Annotated in this window: 18 protein-coding genes; 9 read left to right on the plus strand and 9 right to left on the minus strand. The window is 54.6% G+C overall.

Features of this window, described 5'->3' with window-relative positions; translation table 11 throughout:
• Positions 1–18 precede the first annotated feature (18 nt).
• The 3 genes from feoA to greB all read right to left on the minus strand — a co-directional run bounded on the left by feoA (position 19) and on the right by greB (position 3,585).
• The gene (feoA, locus tag OLG56_RS01620) at positions 19–246 is read right to left on the minus strand and encodes a ferrous iron transporter A (RefSeq protein ID WP_001160955.1); all 228 of its coding nucleotides are present in this window, start codon (positions 244–246) and stop codon (positions 19–21) included.
• A gap of 436 nt (positions 247–682) precedes the next feature.
• Positions 683–3,013 carry a Tex family protein gene (locus OLG56_RS01625; protein ID WP_000980661.1) on the minus strand — a complete coding sequence of 777 codons (2,331 nt, stop codon included), beginning with the start codon at positions 3,011–3,013 and terminating at the stop codon, positions 683–685.
• A gap of 98 nt (positions 3,014–3,111) precedes the next feature.
• Positions 3,112–3,585, minus strand: coding sequence for a transcription elongation factor GreB (greB, locus tag OLG56_RS01630; RefSeq protein ID WP_000856695.1), 474 nt, complete (start codon positions 3,583–3,585; stop codon positions 3,112–3,114).
• A gap of 225 nt (positions 3,586–3,810) precedes the next feature.
• Here greB and ompR point away from each other — a divergent pair, with 225 nt between their 5' ends.
• Complete coding sequence (ompR, locus tag OLG56_RS01635; RefSeq protein WP_001157751.1) at positions 3,811–4,530, plus strand: osmolarity response regulator transcription factor OmpR; 720 nt, start codon at positions 3,811–3,813, stop codon at positions 4,528–4,530.
• Entirely contained in the window at positions 4,527–5,879 is a 1,353-nt protein-coding gene (gene envZ, locus OLG56_RS01640) for a two-component system sensor histidine kinase EnvZ (RefSeq protein WP_001253818.1), read from the plus strand. The genes ompR and envZ overlap by 4 nt, the downstream gene beginning before the upstream one ends.
• Positions 5,880–5,953: 74 nt before the next feature.
• On the opposite strand, the gene pckA is transcribed toward envZ, so the two are convergent.
• The gene (gene pckA, locus OLG56_RS01645) at positions 5,954–7,573 is read right to left on the minus strand and encodes a phosphoenolpyruvate carboxykinase (ATP) (protein WP_001265689.1); all 1,620 of its coding nucleotides are present in this window, start codon (positions 7,571–7,573) and stop codon (positions 5,954–5,956) included.
• Positions 7,574–7,952: 379 nt separating this feature from the next.
• Here pckA and OLG56_RS01650 point away from each other — a divergent pair, with 379 nt between their 5' ends.
• The gene (locus OLG56_RS01650) at positions 7,953–9,662 is read left to right on the plus strand and encodes a DUF4153 domain-containing protein (RefSeq protein ID WP_061377072.1); all 1,710 of its coding nucleotides are present in this window, start codon (positions 7,953–7,955) and stop codon (positions 9,660–9,662) included.
• Between the two features lie 108 nt (positions 9,663–9,770).
• On the opposite strand, the gene hslO is transcribed toward OLG56_RS01650, so the two are convergent.
• From hslO to igaA, 4 genes are all read right to left on the minus strand, one after another.
• A complete protein-coding gene (hslO, locus tag OLG56_RS01655; RefSeq protein ID WP_001135571.1) occupies positions 9,771–10,649 on the minus strand; it encodes an Hsp33 family molecular chaperone HslO in 879 nt (292 codons plus the stop codon).
• Between the two features lie 24 nt (positions 10,650–10,673).
• Positions 10,674–11,075 carry a ribosome-associated heat shock protein Hsp15 gene (gene hslR / locus OLG56_RS01660; RefSeq protein WP_000660721.1) on the minus strand — a complete coding sequence of 134 codons (402 nt, stop codon included), beginning with the start codon at positions 11,073–11,075 and terminating at the stop codon, positions 10,674–10,676.
• A gap of 10 nt (positions 11,076–11,085) precedes the next feature.
• Complete coding sequence (gene yrfG / locus OLG56_RS01665; RefSeq protein WP_001520508.1) at positions 11,086–11,754, minus strand: GMP/IMP nucleotidase; 669 nt, start codon at positions 11,752–11,754, stop codon at positions 11,086–11,088.
• A 64-nt stretch (positions 11,755–11,818) separates the two neighbouring features.
• Positions 11,819–13,951 carry an intracellular growth attenuator protein IgaA gene (gene igaA / locus OLG56_RS01670; protein WP_000104092.1) on the minus strand — a complete coding sequence of 711 codons (2,133 nt, stop codon included), beginning with the start codon at positions 13,949–13,951 and terminating at the stop codon, positions 11,819–11,821.
• Between the two features lie 322 nt (positions 13,952–14,273).
• On the opposite strand from igaA, the gene nudE reads away from it, so the two are divergent.
• The gene (gene nudE / locus OLG56_RS01675; protein ID WP_061377073.1) at positions 14,274–14,837 is read left to right on the plus strand and encodes an ADP compounds hydrolase NudE; all 564 of its coding nucleotides are present in this window, start codon (positions 14,274–14,276) and stop codon (positions 14,835–14,837) included.
• Between the two features lie 95 nt (positions 14,838–14,932).
• Here nudE and mrcA read toward each other — a convergent pair whose 3' ends face one another.
• Positions 14,933–17,485, minus strand: coding sequence for a peptidoglycan glycosyltransferase/peptidoglycan DD-transpeptidase MrcA (mrcA, locus tag OLG56_RS01680; protein ID WP_000673808.1), 2,553 nt, complete (start codon positions 17,483–17,485; stop codon positions 14,933–14,935).
• 120 nt (positions 17,486–17,605) lie between these two features.
• On the opposite strand from mrcA, the gene OLG56_RS01685 reads away from it, so the two are divergent.
• Genes OLG56_RS01685 through hofQ form a run of 5 tightly spaced genes read left to right on the plus strand, consistent with a single transcriptional unit; the run spans position 17,606 to position 20,925 of the window.
• Positions 17,606–18,385 (plus strand): hypothetical protein, encoded by a 780-nt coding sequence (locus OLG56_RS01685; RefSeq protein ID WP_000874747.1) that lies wholly within the window; start codon positions 17,606–17,608, stop codon positions 18,383–18,385.
• Positions 18,385–18,924: a PilN domain-containing protein gene (locus OLG56_RS01690; RefSeq protein WP_001608457.1), complete on the plus strand. Its 540-nt coding sequence runs from the start codon at positions 18,385–18,387 to the stop codon at positions 18,922–18,924. The genes OLG56_RS01685 and OLG56_RS01690 overlap by 1 nt, the downstream gene beginning before the upstream one ends.
• Complete coding sequence (locus OLG56_RS01695) at positions 18,908–19,381, plus strand: HofO family protein (protein WP_000992474.1); 474 nt, start codon at positions 18,908–18,910, stop codon at positions 19,379–19,381. Before OLG56_RS01690 ends, OLG56_RS01695 begins: the two co-directional genes overlap by 17 nt.
• Positions 19,371–19,772, plus strand: coding sequence for a HofP DNA utilization family protein (locus tag OLG56_RS01700; protein ID WP_000648142.1), 402 nt, complete (start codon positions 19,371–19,373; stop codon positions 19,770–19,772). Before OLG56_RS01695 ends, OLG56_RS01700 begins: the two co-directional genes overlap by 11 nt.
• Positions 19,687–20,925: a DNA uptake porin HofQ gene (gene hofQ / locus OLG56_RS01705; protein ID WP_000832822.1), complete on the plus strand. Its 1,239-nt coding sequence runs from the start codon at positions 19,687–19,689 to the stop codon at positions 20,923–20,925. Before OLG56_RS01700 ends, hofQ begins: the two co-directional genes overlap by 86 nt.
• Positions 20,926–21,354 lie beyond the last annotated feature (429 nt).

The raw sequence follows: 21,354 nt of genomic DNA on the forward strand, positions 1-21,354 counted from the left end.
TTTTATAGACTCACTGTATTAACAGGAAACCGCTTCCACTTCTATTAACGCCAAATCCTTTTTACGCAAAACCAGACTCACGCGTCGTGTTTCGATATGGATCGGATCGCCTAAGGGCGCGACGCGGACGACATTAAATGAAGAGCCGGGCAACATGCCGAGCGAAAGCAGTTTTTGACGATACGCCGGGCTGATTTCACGCGCAAAGCCGGTGATTTTCCACGCAGTGTCAGGAGTGAATTGCATACGACCTACTTGTTTCTTACTAACTGGATGTATACCTCATGCGGCGCTCAGGGGGGCGGCAGGAGACCCGATGTTTAGCCAACGAAGGAAAGAGTAAATAATCAACAACACAATGATAATGAGAATGGTTTCTATCTTCAACGATTAAAATGTGACGGAATGTACAAATAAGCGATAATTTGCGCCGATGTTGATATGGCTCAACATTTATTTGTCTTTTTGCAAATACCCCTAATGCGCAAATATTCACCGTTTTTAATGTTTAATTAAGGTTTCATCTGTTAATAAAGTGATAATTAATAGTGCGGATAGCAGAAGAAAATTAATTAACAGGTTCTAATGGGTAAGATTTAATTGTTAATTAAAAAAGAAAGGGTTGGACGTATTGCAAAATCGCAGGCCGGATAAGAAGTAACCCGGCCTGCGTATTACCCGATTAGCGTTTTTTTCCCATTGCCGCTGCCAGCGCGTCCATCATGGCGCTGTTACCGGCTGGCTGGGCGTCACGACCGCGCGGTTTCGCCGCTTTAGATGCCGGGCGGTTGCCCTGAGCGCGATCGGCGCCGCCGCCGCGGCGAGCGGCGGTTTCGCCGGGCTGTTCGTCCAGGCGCATCGTCAGCGCAATACGCTTACGTTGCAGATCCACTTCCAGCACTTTCACCTTCACGATGTCGCCCGCTTTCACCACGGTGTGCGGATCTTCAACGAACTTATTCGAGAGCGAGGAGATATGCACCAGGCCATCCTGATGAACGCCGATATCGACAAACGCGCCGAAGTTAGTGACGTTAGTGACCGCCCCTTCCAGAATCATCCCCGGCAGCAGGTCGTTCATGGTTTCGACGCCATCGGCGAATTGCGCGGTTTTAAATTCAGGACGTGGGTCGCGGCCCGGTTTTTCCAGCTCTTTGATGATATCGCTCACGGTCGGCACGCCGAATTTATCGTCGGTAAAATCAGCGGCCTTGAGGTGACGCAATTCGTTGCTGTTGCCCATCAGATCTTTTAGCGCTTGCTGCGTCGCCGCCAGAATGCGTTCGACAACCGGATAGGCTTCCGGGTGGACGGTGGAGGCATCCAGCGGGTTATCGCCGTGGTTAATACGCAGGAAGCCCGCGCACTGCTCAAACGCTTTCGGCCCCAGACGGCTCACCTTCAACAGTTGCTGGCGGTTCTGAAACTGACCGTTCTCATCGCGCCAGGCGACGATGTTTTGCGCCATCATGCGCGTTAAGCCCGCGACGCGGGTCAGCAGCGGTACGGAGGCGGTATTCAAATCGACGCCGACGGCGTTTACGCAGTCTTCGACCACCGCATCCAGCTTACGCGCCAGCTGCGTCTGGCTGACATCGTGTTGATATTGGCCGACGCCGATCGATTTCGGATCGATTTTCACCAGTTCCGCCAGCGGATCCTGCAGGCGACGCGCGATAGAGACCGCGCCGCGCAGGGAGACGTCGAGATCCGGAAACTCCTGCGCCGCCAGCTCAGAAGCGGAATACACGGACGCCCCCGCTTCGCTGACGATCACTTTCTGCGCCGTCACGTTCGGGAACTGTTTCTGTACGTCGAGATAGAAGCGTTCGGTTTCACGTGAGGCCGTACCGTTGCCAATCGCGACCAGTTCGACGTGGTATTTTTCGCACAGCGCGGCGATCACGGTAGCCGCTTTGGCCGCCTGACCGGTATGCGGATAAATGGTATCCGTCGCCACCAGCTTGCCGGTGCCGTCAACGACAGCGACTTTTACGCCGGTACGCAGGCCAGGATCAAGGCCCATCGTGGCGCGCAGGCCTGCGGGGGCTGCCATCAGCAGGTCGTGCAGGTTACGGGCAAACACGTTAATCGCTTCATCTTCCGCACGTTCGCGCACGGTGCCCATCAGTTCGGTTTCGAGGTGCATTAAGACTTTGATACGCCACGTCCAGCTCACTACGCCTTTGCGCCAGCTATCCGCCGGGGCGTTATTTAGCCGCAGGCCGAGATGGTCCATGATGATTTGCTCGCAGTAGCTTTCTTTCGGCGGCTCATCAAACTGTGGGTCGGCATTGAGCGAAAGTTGCAGAATGCCTTCGTTACGACCACGGAACATGGCCAGCGCACGGTGAGACGGGACGTTAGCAATGGGCTCATGATGGTCGAAATAGTCGCGGAATTTTGCCCCTTCTTCCTCTTTGCCGCTCACGACCGTGGCGACCAGATGGGCGTTCTTCCACAGGTAATCACGCACTTTCGCCAGCAATGCGGCGTCTTCGGCAAAGCGCTCCATCAGAATGTAGCGTGCGCCGTCGAGCGCGGCTTTCGTGTCCGCCACGCCTTTGTCGCCATCAATGTACTTTGCCGCTTCCACGTCAGGATCGTGGGACGGTTCGTTCCAGAGCAGATCGGCCAGCGGCTCAAGGCCGGCTTCAATGGCGATTTGTCCACGGGTGCGGCGTTTAGGTTTATAGGGCAGGTAGAGGTCTTCGAGCTCGGTCTTACTTAACGTAGCGTTGATGGCGCCAGCCAGCTCATCGGTCAGTTTGCCTTGTTCGGAAATGGACTTGAGGATGGCCTGACGCCTGTCTTCCAGCTCACGCAGATAGCCCAGACGCGTTTCCAGGTTACGCAACTGCGTGTCATCCAGACCGCCGGTGATTTCTTTACGATAACGTGCGATAAACGGCACGGTGTTCCCTTCGTCAAGCAGGCGAACGGCAGCTTCAACCTGCCCGGCATTTGCCTGGATTTCACCCGCAATAATGCGGCAGAAAGAATCATTCATCATGGGTTAGCTTCGTCTTCAGGATAAAAATCAGGGGATAGTTATACGGATTGGCTGGCAAAAATGCCAGCCATCAGCGGGGGCTTAGGATTCTTCTTGTCTTATTTGACGTATTCGATCGCATTGACGTACCAGTTTGCTTCGCCGACAGGGGTGTTGACCACCGCCAGATCGCCCACTTCTTTTTTCAGTAGCGCCCGCGCCATCGGCGAGTCGATAGAGATGTAATCCTTACGTCCGAAAATTTCATCGTAGCCGACAATGCGGAACTTCAGCGTATCGCCGTCATCATTTTCAATTTCCACCCAGGCGCCGAAGAAGACTTTGCCCTCCTGCTGCGGGGAATAATCCACGATTTTGAGATTTTCCATGCATTTGGTCAGATATCTGACGCGTCTGTCGATCTCACGCAGGCGCTTTTTATTATACTGATAGTCGGCATTCTCGCTGCGGTCGCCCAGACTCGCAGCCCAGGTCACTTTTTTGGTGACCTCCGGGCGCTCTTCACGCCAGAGATAATTGAGCTCTTGTTTGAGTGTTTCGTACCCTTCGCGGGTGATCAGGGGCGTTTTCATCTCGTTGATTTACCTTTGCTGTCGATATTGCGCACACGGGGTATAACGTGATCGTCCCGACAGAATAAATAATGGGGTTGCCGATTAATTGTATATTTAAGCTGCTGTTAAATATGCTTTGTAACAATTTAGCCTGAAATTCATACCAGAATTTGCTGGTGACTCACGTGAGCTTTTTTAAGAATACACACTTACATTTGTTGCGAACCTTTGGGAGTACAGACAATGCAAGAGAATTATAAGATTCTGGTGGTTGATGACGATATGCGTCTGCGGGCGCTACTGGAACGTTATCTGACCGAGCAGGGCTTCCAGGTTCGAAGCGTCGCTAACGCCGAGCAGATGGATCGTCTGCTGACCCGTGAATCTTTCCATCTCATGGTACTGGATTTAATGCTGCCAGGTGAAGATGGTCTGTCGATTTGTCGTCGCCTGCGTAGTCAGAGTAATCCAATGCCGATCATTATGGTCACGGCGAAGGGTGAAGAGGTTGACCGTATCGTCGGGCTGGAAATCGGCGCCGATGACTACATTCCTAAACCGTTTAACCCGCGCGAGCTGTTGGCGCGTATCCGCGCCGTGCTACGTCGTCAGGCAAACGAACTGCCCGGCGCGCCGTCGCAGGAAGAGGCCGTTATCGCGTTCGGTAAGTTTAAACTGAACCTCGGTACGCGCGAGATGTTCCGTGAAGATGAACCGATGCCGCTGACCAGCGGGGAGTTTGCGGTACTGAAAGCGCTGGTAAGCCACCCGCGCGAGCCGCTCTCTCGCGATAAGCTGATGAATCTGGCCCGTGGCCGCGAGTATTCCGCGATGGAACGCTCCATCGACGTCCAGATCTCCCGCCTGCGCCGTATGGTGGAAGAAGATCCGGCGCATCCGCGTTATATTCAGACCGTCTGGGGCTTGGGCTACGTCTTCGTACCGGACGGTTCTAAAGCATGAGGCGAATGCGCTTCTCGCCGCGAAGTTCATTTGCCCGCACGCTGTTGCTCATCGTCACCTTGCTGTTCGTCAGCCTGGTGACGACCTACCTGGTGGTGCTGAACTTCGCGATTTTGCCGAGCCTCCAGCAGTTTAATAAGGTTCTGGCTTACGAAGTCCGTATGCTGATGACCGATAAGCTGCAACTGGAGGACGGCACGCAGTTAGTCGTGCCGCCTGCGTTTCGTCGGGAAATCTATCGCGAGCTGGGGATCTCTCTCTACACCAACGAAGCCGCCGAAGAGGCCGGGCTGCGTTGGGCGCAACACTACGAATTCTTAAGCCACCAGATGGCGCAGCAATTAGGCGGCCCGACGGAAGTGCGCGTTGAGGTCAACAAAAGCTCGCCTGTCGTGTGGCTCAAAACCTGGCTGTCGCCCAATATCTGGGTGCGCGTGCCGCTGACCGAGATTCATCAGGGCGATTTTTCTCCGCTTTTCCGTTACACGCTGGCGATTATGCTCCTGGCGATAGGCGGCGCGTGGCTGTTTATTCGTATACAGAACCGACCGTTAGTGGATCTTGAACATGCCGCCCTGCAGGTAGGGAAGGGAATTATTCCGCCGCCGCTGCGTGAATATGGCGCCTCTGAGGTGCGCTCTGTGACTCGGGCGTTTAACCATATGGCAGCCGGCGTGAAACAATTGGCTGATGACCGTACGCTATTGATGGCGGGCGTCAGCCACGACTTGCGCACGCCGCTGACCCGTATTCGTCTGGCGACGGAGATGATGGGCGAGGAAGACGGTTATCTCGCGGAGTCGATCAATAAAGACATCGAAGAGTGTAACGCCATTATCGAACAGTTTATTGACTATCTGCGTACCGGTCAGGAAATGCCAATGGAGATGGCGGATCTCAATTCCGTACTGGGCGAGGTGATTGCGGCGGAAAGCGGCTATGAGCGTGAGATTAACACTGCGCTTCAGGCAGGCAGTATCCAGGTGAAAATGCACCCGCTCTCGATTAAGCGCGCGGTGGCGAATATGGTGGTTAATGCTGCCCGTTATGGCAACGGTTGGATTAAGGTCAGTAGCGGCACCGAGTCGCATCGCGCCTGGTTCCAGGTAGAAGATGACGGGCCGGGCATTAAGCCGGAGCAGCGTAAACATCTGTTCCAGCCTTTTGTACGCGGCGACAGCGCCCGTAGCACCAGCGGCACAGGGCTGGGGCTGGCGATTGTGCAGCGCATTATCGATAACCATAACGGGATGCTGGAGATTGGCACCAGCGAGCGTGGCGGATTGTCAATTCGCGCCTGGCTACCGGTTCCTGTGGCTCGCGTCCAGGGGACGACAAAAGAGGCATAAGAAAGGGAGGTATTACCCTCCCTTTCTTCTTAACGCCGGATGACGCCGTTCAAAGCCGCCATCCGGCCTGTTCCTTACAGCTTCGGTCCGGCGCTAACCAGCGCTTCGCCTGCCGGGGTATCCGTATACTTCTCGAAGTTCTCAATGAACAGTTTCGCCAGCGCGGTGGCTTTTTCCTGCCATTGTTCCGGCGACGCGTAGGTGTTACGCGGGTCGAGAATGTGGGTATCCACGCCTGGCAGTTCAGTCGGGATCGCCAGATCGAACAGCGGCAGACGGAAGGTTTCCGCGTTATCAAGAGAACCGTTCAGAATGGCGTCGATAATCGCGCGCGTATCTTTGATGGAGATACGTTTGCCGGTGCCATTCCAGCCGGTGTTAACCAGATAAGCCTGCGCGCCTGCTGCCTGCATACGTTTCACCAGCACCTCAGCATACTGCGTCGGGTGCAGCGTCAGGAACGCGGCGCCGAAGCAGGCGGAGAAGGTGGGGGTCGGTTCGGTGACGCCGCGTTCGGTGCCGGCCAGTTTAGCGGTGAAACCCGACAGGAAGTGGTACTGCGTCTGGTTAGCGGTTAAACGGGAAACCGGCGGCAACACGCCGAAGGCGTCCGCCGTCAGGAAGATAACCTTGGTGGCGTGACCTGCTTTGGACACGGGCTTAACGATGTTATCGATATGATAGATCGGGTAAGAGACGCGGGTGTTTTCGGTTTTGGAACCATCATCGAAATCAACGGTGCCGTCTTCGCGCACGGTGACGTTTTCCAGCAGCGCATCACGGCGAATCGCATGATAAATTTCTGGCTCCGCTTCTTTCGACAGTTTGATGGTTTTGGCGTAGCAGCCGCCTTCAAAGTTGAACACGCCGTCGTCATCCCAACCGTGCTCATCATCGCCAATCAGACGACGTTTCGGGTCGGTGGACAGAGTGGTTTTTCCGGTACCGGAAAGGCCGAAGAAGACCGCGACATCGCCTTTTTCACCCACGTTGGCGGAACAGTGCATTGAGGCGATACCTTTGAGCGGCAGCAGGTAGTTCATTACCGAGAACATCCCTTTTTTCATTTCGCCGCCGTACCAGGTGCCGCCAATAAGCTGAATACGTTCAGTCAGGTTGAACGCCACGAAGTTTTCCGAGTTCAGCCCTTGCTCTTTCCACTGCGGGTTGGTGCACTTCGCGCCGTTCATGACAATAAAGTCAGGTTTGAAGCCTACCAGCTCTTCGTCCGTTGGGCGAATGAACATATTTTTAACGAAGTGGGCCTGCCAGGCGACTTCCGTAATAAAGCGCACGGAAAGACGCGTGTCGGCATTTGCGCCGCAGAACGCATCAACAATGAATAAGCGTTTACCGGAAAGCTGATGCGTCACCAGACCTTTCAGGTGTTGCCAGGTTTCCTGGGAAAGCGGCTTATTATCGTTTTTACCTTTACCCTTATCGGACCACCACAGCGTATCACGCGTGGTGTCGTCGCGAACAATATACTTATCCTTAGGCGAACGACCGGTAAAAATACCGGTATCAACGGCAACAGCGCCCAGGTTAGTTAACACGCCACGCTCATAGCCTTCCAGACCAGGATTAAGTTCTTCCTGATAAAGGGTGTCGTAGCTGGGATTGTAAACGATATCCTGGACGTCGTTGATACCATAAGCCTTGAGATCTTGCGGGGTTAAATTGTTAACGCGCATATCACTGCTCCTTAGCCAATATATATTACCGAAAATAGTAAGGTTTTTTGAGGTTGGTTAACCGCGACAAGGCTCATAGATTTACGTATCTGGACAAAATCACGATTGACGAAAAACACTGTGACTCCTGTCACGCAGCGGCGGTTATTATGGCAGGAAACCTACTTTTGTTGTGGAAAATGTTCTGAAAACGTTAAAAGGAAGTGTTTTTGACCGACATAATGTGACTGTAATCGCATTCATGTAAGAAAGTTACGTAACACCAACATTAACAATATCGATTCACCTCTCTGCGTTTTTTTCTGAATTATGCATGACGACGCCTGGCGGTGAACAGATGATGCAATAATGCGACTTTCTCATCATTCTGGATAACGACATGGAAAGTGTAGCGCTTTCACGTACTACTCGCTGGGGTATGTTGCTCACCGGTTTGCTGCAGGGCGTCTTGTGCTACCTGCTGATGGCCTGGCTGGTACCACAAAATAGCGACTGGCTGTTCTATGGTATGCCTGCGACGATAGCGTTGTCGTCAATGCTATTGCTTACCGTGGTCTCTTTTAAACAGCGCGCGCTGTGGGGCTGGCTGGGGCTGATCTTTGTGGTCGTGCTGGCAATGAGCGGCTGGCTGAAATGGCAGGTTGAGGCGGTGGAGAAATGGCGCCTGGCTGAGCTCCTCTGGCTGTATGGTCTCCGGCTTGTGTTGATGGCGATGCTGGTATTGCCCTGGATGCAATATCAGCTACATTCGCAAACCGGTTCGGCGCGTTATCCCCAGTTTTATCTGCGGTTATGGCATAACGTACTGACATTGTTTATCGTCCTGGTCGCCAACGGACTGTTCTGGCTGGTGCTTCTGCTCTGGAGCGCGCTATTCAGGCTGGTGGGCATCCGCTTTTTCAGCACCCTTTTCTTTGAAACTGAAGCCTTTATTTATGTGACCATCGGCCTGATTACGGCGCTGGCGGTCATTCTCGCCCGCACGCAGTCGCGCCTTGTGGCGGCGGTGCAAAAGCTGCTGACGCTGATCGCGACGGGTTTACTGCCGGTGGTGTCGCTGCTGGCATTGCTGTTTATTGTGACGTTACCCTTTACCGGACTGGAGGCGATTTCTGCGCGTGTTTCCGCTGCGGGGCTGCTATCCACGCTGACGCTGATGCTGCTGCTCCTCGTGGCGATTGTCAACGAACCGCAAAAGCGCGTATTACCCTATCCGCGCGTACTACGCGGCATGATTAGCGCCTCGCTGTGCGTTGCCCCGATATATATGCTGCTGGCGGGCTGGGCGTTATGGGTACGCATTCAGCAATACGGCTGGACGCCGGATCGTCTGTATGGCGCGCTGACGGTGTCTGTCTTGCTGGTATGGTCCTTCGGTTATCTGATCGGTCTGTTACGCCGCGGACGCGACCCTGGTGAGTGGCAAGGCAAGGTGATACTGAGCGTCTCTTTATTGACGCTGGTGATATTGCTGTTGCTGGCCTCGCCTGTACTTGATGTCTGGCGTATTAGCGTCAACAGCCATATGGCGCGTTACCATAGTGGTAAAATTACTGCGGATCAGATCAGCCTGTATATGCTGGATCACAGCGGCAAACCTGGCCAGGAAGCGCTGAAATCGTTGCGGGATGACGAGGCGTTTACGCAGAACAGAAAGCGCAATCGTGAACTGATGACGTTTTTGCAGAGAAATAAGGTCTCTCCGACGGCGGACGATTTAGCGCGGGTGGTGATGATTGCGCCCGGTAGCCAGAAGCCGGATGCCGCATTTTGGGCGTTTGTCAAAGAGCAGAGTTATTCGGACGATTCCTGCCTTGAACTGGATGCCTGCGTGCTGGTGAGTCAGGATCTTAACGGCGACGGTCAGCCTGAGCAGGTGCTGTATAACTTTATTGTTGCCGAGAGCCAGGTCTACGGCTTAAAAGAGGGGAAATGGACGCAGAAAGCGTTCGCCCGATTGCCGGACGGGTTTTCTAAGACGCAACTGTTGCACGCGATTGCCGGGCATCGGTTAGACTCAGCCCCCAAAGCCTGGCGCGATATCATTATTGATGGTCAGCGGTTGGATGTGGATTACTACAACGAGTAAGCTTTTTGCCTGATGGCGGCATAAATGTCTTATCCGGCCTACGGAGCGGGATGCTGTAGGCCAGATAAGCGCCGCCATCAGGCAATGATGTTGTCGACTGAAAGGCGATTAATGAACCTGTGGATCGGCAGGAGAGGCGTTGTTACGGATCTCCGCGATATCCATCGCATTGAACAGGTAATGATTGCCGCAGTAATCGCAGTGCATATCGATTTCGCCTTCTTCCGCCAGAATGCTGTCCACTTCTTCATCCGGCAATGTTTTCAGCGCGCCCGCGCAACGTTCGCGTGAACAGGTGCATTTGAATTCAACATCTTGCGGATCGTAGAGCGTGACTTCTTCTTCGTGATACAAACGCCACAGCACGTCATTTGCCGGTAACGTCAGCAGCTCTTCGCTTTTAATGGTTTCCGTCAACATAGCCAGATGGTCGAAATCTTCCGCCTGCGCATTCTGTGCCGGCATCACCTGAAGCAACATTCCACCTGCCGCCGGTTTACCGTCGACATCGCCGGTACGAATAAACAGGCGCGTCGGCAACTGCTCGGAGCGCAGGAAGTAATCTTCCAGGCACGCCGCCAGAGTATCGCCTTCCAGACCCACCACGCCCTGATAGCGCTCACCCTCTTCCGGCGTAATGGTGATCACCAGATAGCCGTTGCCAACCAGTGTTTTGAGATCCGCATTGTCAGGGATGTCGCCCTGAACGCGAGCCACGCCGCGCATCTGCTGCTGATTATTGCCATTGATCACCGCCAGGCTTAACGGCCCGTCGCCCTGGAGCTGTACCGTAATGTCACCGGCAAACTTCAGCGTTGCGGTCAGCAGGCTAGTGGCGACCAGCAGTTCGGCCAGTACGGTTTTCACCGGCTGTGGGTAGGTATGATTGTCGAGGATCTGTTGCAAGGTTTCCGAAACGGTCACCAGCTCGCCGCGAACGGCAAAGTTTTCAAACAGATAACGATGTAATTGGTCATGTTGCGGCATAATCATCTCTCTTGCGGGTGACAGTTATTCGCTGTCGCCGTGTTTAAATCGTAACAGGTCGCGGCGCTCTTTCTTGTCCGGTCGCCTGTCCGGATGCGGCATGGTCAGGGCGTTAAGCTTGCGCGCCTGCGCCATTTTTTCGCGTTTTTCCACGCTTTCCGCCGTCTCTTCATACAGAGCGACGGCTTCGCTGGCCGGACGGCGCTGTTCGGTGATGGCTTTAACGATCACCGTCCGTTCGTCATTTCCCTGACGCAGGGTAAGGGTTGCGTTCAGCTCGACGATTTTGCTCGGCTTACTGCGCTGGCCGTTGTAATGCACCTTACCGCCTTCAATCATCTCGCGGGCCAGCGCGCGGGTTTTATAAAAACGCGCGGCCCACAGCCATTTATCCAGTCTGACCTCAACGGAGGACTTTTCTTTCATGGCGTCTCCTTCACATCAGCGAGGGGATCAGACGGCGGTAGTCGTTCAGAGACGGATGGCGCGTATAGTGCTTTTCCGCCAGGCCGGAATCAGGATTCGTCACGCCAAGACAGTAGCGAATACCAAACCGGGCGGCGGCGTCGAGAATCGGTTCGCTGTCATCGATAAACAGCGTTTTCTCTGCGCTTATTCCCGTTTCCTCAGTGACAGCGCGCCATAACCGCTGATCCTCTTTGGGATAACCAAATGTGTGGGTGGAAAGTAATAAATCAAGGTGTGAGGCCAGACCGGTATGCTCCAGCTTCACCGCCAGGTTATGTGGATGCGCATTGGTGAGCAGAATCCGACGTTTTCCGCTGGCTTTTAACGCATTCAGAAACGGTACGGTATCGTCGCGCAAAACGGCGCGCGGCCCTTGCGCCGTCGTCATGGCGCAAATATCCAGACCCAGACGCTCGCTCCAGTAATCCAGACAGTACCAGTTTAGCGTATGCTGTACGGCATGATACTGCTGACGAATATATTCCTGCGCGTCCTGCGGCGAAATACCCTGCTGCGCGCCGTAGGTTTCCGGTACCAGCTTTTGCCAGAAATAGTTATCGAACGCGAGATCGAGCAGCGTGCCGTCCATATCCAGCAAAACGGTATCCACGTTTTGCCAGTCAATATCAATATGCATGGGGAACTCCAGGGTAACGCAATTTGTGCGACAGGGTAGCATACCCTGTCGCACGGCGGCGCTATCAGATGAGATTTTCCGGAGAGACGGTTAACCTGGGATTGAGGCAGCTTTCATAGTATTCCTGGATGTCCGCCATACGGGTACGGTGGCGTTGATAACGTCTGAACGCCTGAATGCCGTTGTAGACCGCGCTCACTATCATTGCCAGCATCAGCAGCGTGGTACCGAGGTAACGCCACCAGCCGGATTTATCGGGGATACGATGCAGGCTGATATGCTGCGTGCCGTTGGCATCGGTATACACGCTGGTGACAATGCCCTCGGCGCTAAATGGCGTCTGCATGAGCGTTTGCGCCAGACGCTGGAAGGCGCTCCACTGTTCCTGCGCGGGATAGTCATACAGCGGCGTTGACGGCCAGGCCTGATCAACCAGTTCGCTGCCTTCATCGCTGGCGATCAGGAATCCGCCGGGAGCGGGGCTATTCAGCGACTGGGCGGCACGCGCGGTCTCGCGAGAAATAAACGGCGCCGTTGAGGTCGTGACCAGATTTTCCAGCGACTCTGCGCTTACGGGGCGTAGCAGCACGTTGACGCCGTCCAGTTTGCCGGCGTTCGCGCGTTTCACCAGCGCGTTCCAGTCCTTACTGTTACCGAGATTAACCAGCGCATTTTTCAGGCGCACGCACTCGTCTTCCGCCGCGCACAAATCAGCGGTTTTCAGAACAATATCGCCAAAGTCATCTAATAATACCATGCCCGATTTTTGGATCGCGGAGCGTAAAGATGCGCTGACGCGCGAGTCGTCTTCGGGTTTTGGATGGAGCTGACGATTTACCGCCTGGCTTAGCGCCATCGCTTTATTCACCAGGTCTGATTCCGGTAGCGGTAACGCAGGCGCGTCATTCCAGATGATTTGCGAGCAATCGAACGGCATAAACGGTGAGTTAGACTGGCCGCTCCAGGTCGCGCCGGAATGAATATTACACATTCCTTTACCGCTCAGGTGCAGTGTATCGCCCACCCGCACGCCAGCTTTTTCAAGCTGTTTTACCGTCGTCGCTTCAATGGTTTGCGCGCCTTTCATCCACGATAGCGTGAACTTGATTGGCATATCCAGCGGGATCCAGAACAGCAGCATAAACAACACCAGCAGCGAACCGATAGCAATAACAGTGCTGCGTAACCAGTGCTGCAACGGGAAGTTTTTCACTTCATCATGCAGGGATAAAAACCGGCCCTGGCGAGCGACATGGCGATCAAGGTAAATATCAATATCCGTTTGTTGCCCAAGATCCTGCGTAATGTAGGGTTGCCAGTGGGCAGGGTAAATAAGGTCGATGATGCCCAGCGAAATATTGTTAATCTGCTCCTGATTATTCTCCCCAAACAGTCCCCAGCGGCGAGGCGTTCCCCGCAGACAGTGAATTTCCCGCAGCGCGCTTTTCGACGGCGGCGCAAAAAGTCCCCAAAGTCCGGCTGCCAGCAGCAGGATAGCACCGCCTATCATCCACGGTACAAAAACGTCTGGCGTTATCAGACAGAAAAAGAATAACAAAAAGGAGGCGACGATTAACAACGCTTCGCGCAAGCCAGCCGGGCGGCTGAGCGCATATTCTTCGTGGGTCTCCTGACGGATATTCAACAGCTCAATCTGCTCGCTCTCTTCGCCGCGAATCGACGCCTGCGTAGAGGCCGTATTCTGTAGCGCGTAGCCGCGCGACTCCTGCATATACTCTTGCAGCGTATGGCCGTTTAAAGAGATCACCAGCGGCAGCGTATCCGTGAGGATCAGCTCAACGTTGTTTTCATCATTGATGTACTGTTCCCAGAAAGGCGGCAGATGGACTTCGACGGAGTCGAGGTAGTAGCGCCATTTATTAGGATCGTCAGTGGTAATGCCGTAGCGGGTGATGGAGTGGGTCAGTATCACGACACTGTTGCTTTCCGCGTTCAGCGTCAGCGAGATGGGCGCAGCACTGGCACCTGTCGGCCCCGGAACTTGCTGGATCTGGCTAAGGTTATCGAGATAGTTTTCTACCGCGCTGCGCTCTTCGGGCAACAGTTTACGCGTTTGCGCGTCCTGAAAGGCGCTGATCCACGGTAAGCTCCCTCGTCTGGACTTTACCCGGAACCGCCATATTGCCAGTAGAGAGCAGGCCAGCAAAGCAGCTATAAAAATCAGAATGGTGCTCATGCTTTCCCCATCTTACTAAGTCTGTCAGGCGTGGTCAGTCGCACCCTGTCCAATAAACATTTTTCTGTGGTTGGCTATCGGCAAGCGTGGAGTTGAACTTGAGCATTGTAAAGCGCATCCCAGTGAAGGCAAATCATAGCAATACCACCAAAAACGGAATATCAGCAAATTCCTGGAGTTATTTCAACCTATTGACTTTTAATTTGAAATAAGAATTAATTTTTATTACGTTACATAAATGTAAATAAACGGCAATTCGCATTGCCGAAACCGTGCGGTATGTCGCACAATGACCACAGATTACACTGCAAAGATTCTCACAATGAGCAAATCATTACAAAAACCCACCATTCTGAAAGTGGAAACCGTCGCACAATCCCGACTGTTTAACGTAGAAAGCGTGGATCTGGAGTTCAGCAACGGCGTGCGTCGCGTGTATGAACGTATGCGACCATCAACCCGTGAGGCGGTAATGATTGTGCCGATCATTGATGAGCATCTGATTCTTATTCGTGAGTATGCGGTGGGAACCGAATCCTATGAGCTGGGATTCTCGAAAGGATTGATCGACCCGGGCGAGACCGTTTTTGAAGCGGCGAACCGGGAGCTCAAAGAAGAGGTCGGGTTTGGCGCGCATAACCTGACCTTCTTAAAAAAACTCAGCATGGCGCCCTCTTATTTTTCCAGCAAAATGAATATCGTGGTGGCGGAAGATCTCTATCCGGAGTCGCTGGAAGGCGACGAGCCTGAGCCATTGCCGCAGGTACGCTGGCCGCTGGCGCATTTAATGGATCTGCTGGAAGACCCCGATTTTAACGAGGCCCGCAACGTCAGCGCGCTGTTTCTGGTACGCGAGTGGTTGAAAGCGCAGGGCCGAATTGCCTGATGGCGCGGCGTTGATCAAGCCAACGGGAGGTTCGTCTCCCCGTTCGCCGTCATCCGCTAAACACAATAAAAAAGGCGCCGGAGCGCCTTTTTTGATCAGAACAGTTCGTGTGTTTCACCATTATCAATAATGGTGGTTCCCACCTCGTGTACCGCCTGTTGTGTCGGCTGCGTGCCTTCGATGAAATACTCTTCACGGCTGTTACCGCCGCTCGCCAGTTGTCCGGTACTGCGGTCGATATTCACCGTGACGATGCCCGGCGGCGGCGTTAGCGGCTGTTCCGGCACGCCTTCCAGCACGGCTTTCATATAGGCGTCCCATGCAGGTTGCGCGCTCTTCGCGCCGCCCTCATAGCCGGAGATTTGATCTTTGATCGCGCCGGAAGCGGTAGTGCGGCCTAAATCACGGCGGTGATCGTCAAAGCCGATCCATACGGAAGTGACGACGCCAGGACCATAGCCGGAGAACCATGCGTCTTTCGAGCTGTTGGTCGTACCGGTTTTGCCGCCGATATCGCGACGTTTAAGGTCACGCGCCGCACGCCAGCCGGTACCCATCCAGCCGGGTTCGCCGAAGATATTGGTGTTCAGCGCGCTTTTGATCAGAAACGCCAGCGGCGTATTGATCACATGCGGCGCGTACTCCTGCGTGCCGTTTTGCGCGACCAGCGCCTGGTTTGCCTGTTCCAGCTCAGGCATCGGTACGGCGCTGTTTTGCTGCTCTTGCGAAACCGCGACCTCTTCCACATTGGTGTTTTCCAGCACGTCGGATTTCTGCGTATTGCCGTAAATGACCGGGATATCGCACTCCGGGCAGGCGATTTTCGGTTTCGCTTCGAAGATCACGCCGCCCTGATCGTTCTCAATCTTGCTGATGAAATACGGGTCGATCAGGAAACCGCCGTTCGCCATCACCGCATAACCGCGCGCAACCTGCATCGGCGTGAAGGAGGCGGAGCCCAGCGCCAGCGATTCGGTATGCACGATATTCTGCGCCGGGAAGCCGAAGCGTTGCAGATATTCCGCCGCATAGTCGACGCCCATGGCGCGCATGGCGCGTACCATCACCACGTTTTTCGACTGCCCCAGCCCCTGGCGTAAACGAATCGGTCCGGCGTACTGCGGCGGGGAGTTTTTCGGACGCCAGTCTGAACCTGCCCCGGCGTCCCAGCGGGAAATCGGCACATCGTTGAGCATACTGGCGAGCGTCAGCCCTTTATCCATTGCGGCGGTGTAGAGGAACGGTTTGATGTTCGACCCCACCTGACGCAAAGCTTGCGTCGCGCGGTTAAATTTACTCTGATTAAAATCGAAACCGCCGACCAGCGCCAGTACCGCGCCAGTTTGCGGGTTAAGCGAAACCAGCGCGGAGTTCACTTCCGGTACCTGCGCCAGCCACCAGTCGTTATCCACCTGACGAACCCAGATTTGCTGACCTGTCTGGACGACATCGGTAACTTTACGCGGCGTCGGCCCCTGCTGTGTATCCGAGCGGTAAGGCCGCGCCCAACGCATTCCTTCCATATGTAGCGAAACGGACGTACCGTCGGCAAGCGCAGCGGTCGCCTCTTGCGGATTAGCGCTGGTGACCACGGCGGGAAGCAGCGGTCCGTAGGTCGGCAACGCTTTCAACGTATCGGTAATTTTTTTACTGTCCCACGCCGTTTCGCCCACTTTCCATAGCACATTCGCCGGGCCGCGATAACCGTGGCGCATGTCATAGTCCAGCACGTTATTACGCACCGCCTGTTGCGCGGCCTGCTGCACTTTGCGGGTGATGGTCGTGTAAATACGATAACCATCTTCATAGGCGCTTTCGCCATAACGGTTATACATTTCCTGGCGCACCATTTCCGACAGATAAGGCGCGGAGAAGGCGATTTCCGGCGCGTGATAATTTGCGTCGATAGGTTCGCTACGGGCCTGATCGTACTGCGCCTGAGTGATATATCCCTCGCTTAACATTCGCGAAAGCACTACGTTACGGCGCGCTATCGCCCGATCCATCGAGTAGAGCGGGTTAAAGGTAGAAGGCGCTTTAGGTAGCCCGGCGATAACCGCCATTTCGCTTAGACTAAGCTGGTCGACCGTCTTACCAAAGTAGACCTGTGCCGCCGCGCCAACGCCATAGGCGCGGTAGCCGAGATAGATCTTGTTCAGATAGAGTTCGAGGATCTCATTTTTATTCAGCAACTGCTCAATACGAATCGCCAGAAACGCTTCCTTGATCTTGCGCATCAGCGTGCGTTCGGGGCTAAGGAAGAAGTTTCGCGCCAGTTGCTGGGTAATGGTACTTGCTCCCTGCGATGCGTGACCGGAGAAGAGCGCGACGCTGGCCGCACGGAAAATACCTACCGGGTCAATGCCGTGATGCTCATAAAAGCGGCTATCTTCGGTGGCGATAAAGGCGTTGATCATTTCCGGCGGAATTTGATCGAGCGTAACGGGAATACGACGTTTTTCGCCATATTGCGCGATAAGTTCGCCATCCGCGCTGTAAACCTGCATCGGAATTTGCAAACGCACATCTTTCAATGTCGCGACGTCAGGTAGCTGTGGCTCAATATAGCGATAAAGGCCATAAATCGAGCCTGCTCCCAGCAGGATGCAACATACTGCAAGGATCAATAAATACTTTACGAACTTCACTGGAGATTTCCCATTTAGTGTCATTTGGGCAGTTTATAAACAAACGCGCGGTAGTATAAAGGCAAGCCAGACGCATTGATATACCCGTTAACGCGACGGGTGATAAGGAGATCGACCGTTATGGCTTTTAAAACCTGGCAAATAGGATTGCATATTCAGCAGCATGAAGCGCTGGCCATCGCCGTTATTCGCGGCGCATCGGGCTGGTCTCTGCAACGTTGGTGGCGACTGCCGCTGATGAACGCCTCCACGGCAGAGGGTACGATTCCTGACCCGCAATCGCTGGCTCACGTACTGCGACCCTGGAGTCGTGAGCTGCCGCTACGTCACCGTATTTATCTCTCTTTTCCCGCAAATCGGACATTGCAACGCGCTTTTCCACATCCGCCGATGCGTCTGCGGGAACGTGAGCAAGTCGCATGGCTTTCACAAACGATGGCGCGTGAGCTGGATATGGATCCGGACTTATTGCGTTTCGACTTTCAGGACGATGCGCTAAGCCCCGCGTTCAACGTTACCGCCGTGCAAAGCAAAGAAATTTCAGAGCTGTTAACGCTGGCGCAAACGCTCAATGTGCGCATCGCTGCTGTAACGCCCGATGCCTGCGCGTTACAGCGCTTGCTGCCGTTTATACCTTCGGGGCGGCAATGTCTGGTCTGGCGCGATGAGAGCCAGTGGCTGTGGGCGACGCGCTATGCGTGGGGGCGTAAATCGGCGCGCGAGGCGACGACGCTGCATGACCTTGCCGCAACATTGTCCGTCGTGCCGGAACATATTTCATTATGCGCCGAAGGCGAATTCGACCCCTGGCGCGCCGTTACCGTCCGCCAACCGCCGGTTCCGCCGGATGGTTATCGCTTTGCGATTGCGCTGGGTTTAGCCATAGGGGAGATACGCTGATGGCGCATTCTGTCAATTTGCTCCCCTGGCGGCGCCAACATTACGTAGCGCGTCTGCGGCTGTGGTGCGTGGTATGGGGCGCGTCCCTGCTGCTGATAGCAAGCCTCGCGACGATCGCCCGGTTGGTTTTTTGGCAGGAGGGGAGGATTAATGAACTGCTACTGACGGCGGAAAACGGACGCACGACGGCGCTTGCGGCGAACATACCGCAGTTGCAGCAACGTCAGCGGCAGCAACAGGCGCGATTACAACGTCAGGCGCAGCGTGAACTGACGCAAGCCTGGCAATCTATCTTGACTGACCTTGCCAACCTGTTGCCAGATCAGGCATGGCTGACAAGCCTCAATTATCAACAAGAGACGCTAGAGCTGGAAGGGCTGGCGAGAACGTTTGACGCCCTGCTCACGCTTGAGACATCGCTTCGTCACTATGTCAGTTTTCCGCTAAACCGCACGGGCACCACGCGGCAGGATACGCAAGGGCGCTGGCAGTTCCATTATCAGTTAACGAGGAGCGCCGCCCGTGAACGCGCTCTTTGATATCTGGTACGGGATGTCGCGCCGTGGTCGGGTTTTTTGTTGGTGTGCAGGCGTGCTGTGCCTGACGCTGATGGTCGCGTTATCTGTGGGCTATCCCGGCTGGAAAACGCTGGATACGCAACAAACGCGGTTAAGCCAGCAGCGCGAGGCCGCCCGGCAACAGTGGCGTCATCTGCGCCGTCTGAGCATCGCGGCTGAACTGCTTTTCGGGGGCACCGTTGAAAATCCGCGTCCTTTTTCGCCGTTAGATTTCCAGGCGCCTCCTCTGCGTTTGCTGCACTGGCAGCCATCGGCGCAGGGGGGAGAAATGGCGCTGAAAACGTCCTGGGATGCGGTGCCGTCACTGTTTGTCCGGTTGGCCGAAAGCGAGATGAGCGTAAGTCGGTTTTCATTGCGTAGAGAGGGGGCGGAATTATTGATAACGCTGCAACTGGAGCGCCTGGCGAATGAAGGCTAGCCGTAGTGTATTGCTCTGTTTTTGTTTGCTGACGTTGACGGGAATGCGCGATCCCTTCCGCCCGCCGGAAGATCGCTGCCGGATAGCGGAACTCTCGCAGTGGCGATATCAGGGCGCGGTACGTAAAGGCGAGCGATGGACAGGCATTCTTAAAGATAGCCAGCAAAAATGGCGGCGAGTGGAAGAAGGGCAGACGCTGGAAAACGGTTGGACGATTGTCCGCCTGACGGCGGAAGCCTTAACGTTAACGACCGGTAAAAATTGTGCGCCGCCGCAGTGGCGGTGGCTACGTCAGGGAGCGGGCAATGAAGCGATGGATAGCCATAATACTGATAGTCTTGATGCCCGCCGCACAGGCGGGAAAAGCGGCGAAAGTGACGCTGGTGGTTGACGACGTCCCTGTGGTGCAGGTTTTGCAGACTTTAGCCGAGCAGGAGCGGCAGAATCTGGTGGTGTCGCCGGACGTCAGCGGGACATTATCGCTACATCTGACGGATGTGCCGTGGAAACAGGCGCTACAGACGGTGGTCAATAGCGCGGGGTTGGTGCTGCGTCAGGAGGGGAATATTCTTCATGTTCATTCACAGGCCTGGCAGAAAGAACACAGTGCGCGGCAGGATGCCGAGCGGTTAAGGCTTCAGGCTAATTTACCGCTGGAAAACCGCAGCATTAGCCTGCAATACGCCGATGCCGGCGAACTGGCGAAAGCGGGCGAGAAACTCCTGAGCGCGAAGGGAACCATCATGGTAGATAAGCGCACCAACCGCCTGCTGTTGCGCGATAACCGCGCGGCCCTGGCGGAGCTGGAAAAATGGGTATCGCAAATGGATCTGCCGGTGGCGCAGGTGGAGCTGGCGGCGCATATCGTCACCATTAACGAAAAGAGTCTACGGGAACTGGGCGTAAAGTGGACGCTGGCTGACGCGTCGCAAGCGGGCGCGGTGGGTGACGTGACGACGCTTTCCAGTGATTTATCCGTCGCCGCCGCCACCTCACGCGTCGGGTTTAATATCGGGCGCATTAACGGACGCTTGCTGGATTTAGAGCTGTCAGCGCTGGAACAAAAGCAGCAGTTGGATATTATCGCCAGCCCCCGGCTGCTGGCTTCCCATCTGCAGCCAGCCAGTATCAAGCAAGGTAGCGAAATTCCTTATCAGGTTTCCAGCGGCGAAAGCGGCGCGACCTCCGTGGAATTTAAAGAAGCGGTGCTGGGAATGGAGGTAACGCCCACCGTTTTGCAAAAAGGGCGCATCCGCCTGAAGTTACATATCAGCCAGAATGTCCCCGGTCAGGTACTACAACAGGCTGATGGTGAAGTGCTGGCGATAGATAAACAGGAAATTGAAACGCAGGTAGAGGTAAAAAGCGGCGAGACGCTGGCGCTGGGCGGTATTTTTTCGCGAAAAAATAAATCGGGTAGCGATAGCGTGCCGCTGCTGGGGGATATTCCCTGGCTTGGTCAGCTCTTCCGCCATGACGGCAAAGAGGACGAGCGACGCGAATTAGTGGTGTTTATCACCCCCAGACTGGTGGCGACAGAATAATTTATGCATAAAAAAGCGCTGTTTTTGCACTGAACGCATCTGCGGGATTTGACGTGCGGATGTATTTAGCATACAAGGAGTACCGATTTGAGAGTCGTGCTTTTCGTTGCTGACGCATTGATTAATGCGCTTTGCCTTGCCGAAGGTGTGCATAAGACCGATGATAAACGGCTGAATGTCCGCTGATGCAGACGTATTGGTTCTGCGGATTGCGCACAATTGTTTGAAAGTAGAGCAATTTGTAGGCCGGATATGTTGTTCTGGTCGCCATCCGGCAACGCTAACTCGGGTTTTGCAACAATCAGGCTTGGTGATTTATTCAGTTGCCAAACCCGCTTGAGTATTGAGATAATTTTCAGTCTGACTCTCGCAATATCTTATGAGGTTTCAGTTCATGTCCTGCTGCGCTGGGTGTCTGTGAAGCGGGTT

It is taken from the genome of Salmonella sp. 2018103, from assembly GCF_026247685.1.
Classification (GTDB): Bacteria; Pseudomonadota; Gammaproteobacteria; order Enterobacterales; family Enterobacteriaceae; genus Salmonella; species Salmonella enterica.